2 protein-coding genes are annotated in these 2619 nt (G+C 33.3%); both read left to right on the forward strand.

Annotation, left to right across the window (positions count from 1 at the left end; all coding sequences use genetic code 11):
* Positions 1-61 precede the first annotated feature (61 nt).
* Positions 62-286, forward strand: coding sequence for a hypothetical protein (locus ACR0P1_RS07740; protein ID WP_432645831.1), 225 nt, complete (start codon positions 62-64; stop codon positions 284-286).
* Between the two features lie 316 nt (positions 287-602).
* The coding region (locus ACR0P1_RS07745; RefSeq protein WP_432645832.1) for a Cna B-type domain-containing protein at positions 603-2619 on the forward strand (2017 nt) is incomplete at its 3' end.

A 2619-nucleotide genomic window follows, 5' to 3' on the forward strand; every position in this document is an offset into this window, starting at 1 on the left:
TATCTAAATATTTTAGATATAATAACGAAGTATAATGACAAGAATGGAAAGGGGGGTTACCATGAGTAGAGCAGAGCAGAGTAGAGCAGAGCAGAGTAGAGCAGAGCAGAGTAGAGCAGGGCAGGGCAGAGCAGGGCAGAGCAGAGCAGAGCAGATAGTCTATCTCTTGTTTTTTGAGTGCAATTATATATTGAAAGATAGTTTTTTTAGTGTATTTAATTTTTTAAGTATACTAAAAAAACTATTTTTTGTAGTTTTAATTTATAGTGTCATGATATTAGTATAAGAGGGGAGTGAAATATTTGTTAATGCTGATGGTAATTATATTAATAAATGGAGGGGGGGAAAATATGTTTTACTATTTATATGGGAATTGATAATAAATTTTAGGAATTATTTGATTTTTTCTTAGTAAAAATATCAGTACTTACTATTATGATGCATAATGGAATTAGTAGATAAAAGAAGATGCTAGAGAAAACATTTATAATTTAAGAATTGAAAAACATAAATTTGTTTTATAGGGAGAAAAAATTATGAAAAAAATACTTTCACGTTATAAATTTTTTATAGGACTTTGTACACTTTTTACCATAATAGGATTGATTGGAACTAGTTCTGACTTGGTCTCTGCTGAAGAAGTAAAGTTAGTAGATGTTACTATTACTAATTTTAGAATTGAGAATATTAAGCATGAAAAGCCTAATTCTATTAATTATGGAGAAAGTTTTTATCTAGCAATGGATTGGGATGCAAGTGCAGCTGGAGTTGATATCCATGCAGGAGACTATTTTGATGTTACTTTACCTAGTAATATGTGGTTTCCTTCCGATACTTCCGCACGTAACTTTGAGTTAAAAAATCAAGAAGGTGTAGTAATCGGACAAGCCACGGTTAATCCAGGTTTAAAAGATATTGGTGGTTCTATTCACGTTATTTTTACAGATGCAGTAGAAAATAAGTATAATGTTAAAGGAACAATGTATCTGGCATCAAAAGTTGATAAAGAACAAACGCAAATAGGGCAAGATAATTCCTTTAGTATTACTGTTAATGGGCAAGTGATCACAACTGAAATTAAGATTACCGGTCCAACCTTGGTTGGAGATGAGATTTTAGCAAAATTTAGTTCGGGAAATATAACTCAACCTGAAAAAGCTGATTGGAGTGCTCGAATTAATACAAGTGGAAAAAATCTTCACCAAGTTGTCATTTCTGATACTTTAGGAAATCCTGAAATGACTTTCTTAAAAGATAGTTTTATACTTCAAAGGGGTAAGTATAATGAGTATGGGCGGTTTAGTCAGGTGCTAGAAACAATTCGTGGTGAAACATTAATAAAAGATGGAAAACTTAAAATTGCTGAAGATGGTAATTCCTTTACTCTTACATTAGGTGACATTACTGATGGATATTATTTAGTTTATAGTTCCACTTATATACCTGGTACAAAACTTACTAATAAAATAACTTTGACTTCTACTGATGAAAGCAAAGAATGTTGGAGCAATTACGTTGGTGCCGAATCAGGAGGAACAGGTTCTGGTGATTTAGCGAGTAAAATTAAGATTACTAAAGTAGATGCTGATGACAATGTGACACCACTTGCTAACGCAGTCTTTGAAGTCACTACTCCTGACGGAAATACATTCAATCTAACTACAGGAGCTGATGGTACTGTAACATCTGGTGTTCTAAAACAAGGAACTTATAAAGTTAAGGAAGTAAAAGCCCCAACAGGATATGAGCTAAATGAGGATACGTTTACTTTAGAAGTAACACCAACAGGTGGAGCATTACAGACAGTTAAAGATACTCCAATTAAGCGTAGTATCAAGGTAGATAAAAAATGGATTGGTAAGGAAGGCGGACCGGTTGAAGTAATTTTGAAAGCTGACGGTACAGAAGTTCAAAGAGCTAGCCTAGATGTAGCTGGTAACTGGACACATACTTTTGATAACTTACGTGAATATAATGCAAATGGTCAAAAGATTAACTATACCGTCGAAGAAGTAAGCTTACCAAATTATGATAGTGCTGTTAGTGGTGATATGGATAAAGGCTTTGTTATTACCAATACTAACAATGAAAAAGTATCTATCTCAGGAACTAAGACGTGGAATGACAACAACAACCAAGACGGTGTTCGTCCAGATAAAATCACGATTAACCTTCTAGCTAACGATAATAAAGTAGATTCAAAAGAAGTCACAGCAAATGATAACTGGGCATATAGCTTTGATAATCTAGCTAAATATGATGATAAAGGTAAAGAAATTACGTATACAGTAACAGAAAATCCTGTTGATGATTATACTAGTGAGCAAAAAGGTAATGACTTTACTAATACACATACACCAGCTACTACTGAAATCAGTGGTACTAAGACTTGGAAAGACAATAACAACCAAGATGGTATCCGTCCAGATAAAATCACTATTCATTTAATGGCAAATGGTCAAGAGGTACACACAACACAAGCTACAGTAGCTAATAACTGGTCATATAGCTTTAGTGACTTACCTAAGTTCGAAAATGGTCAAGAAATTAACTACACAGTAATAGAAGATCAAGTTCCTGGCTATACTGGAGAACAAAATGGTAATGACTTTACTAATA

Origin of the sequence: Methanobrevibacter sp., from assembly GCF_050872065.1 — an archaeon.
Lineage (GTDB): Archaea > Methanobacteriota > Methanobacteria > Methanobacteriales > Methanobacteriaceae > Methanocatella.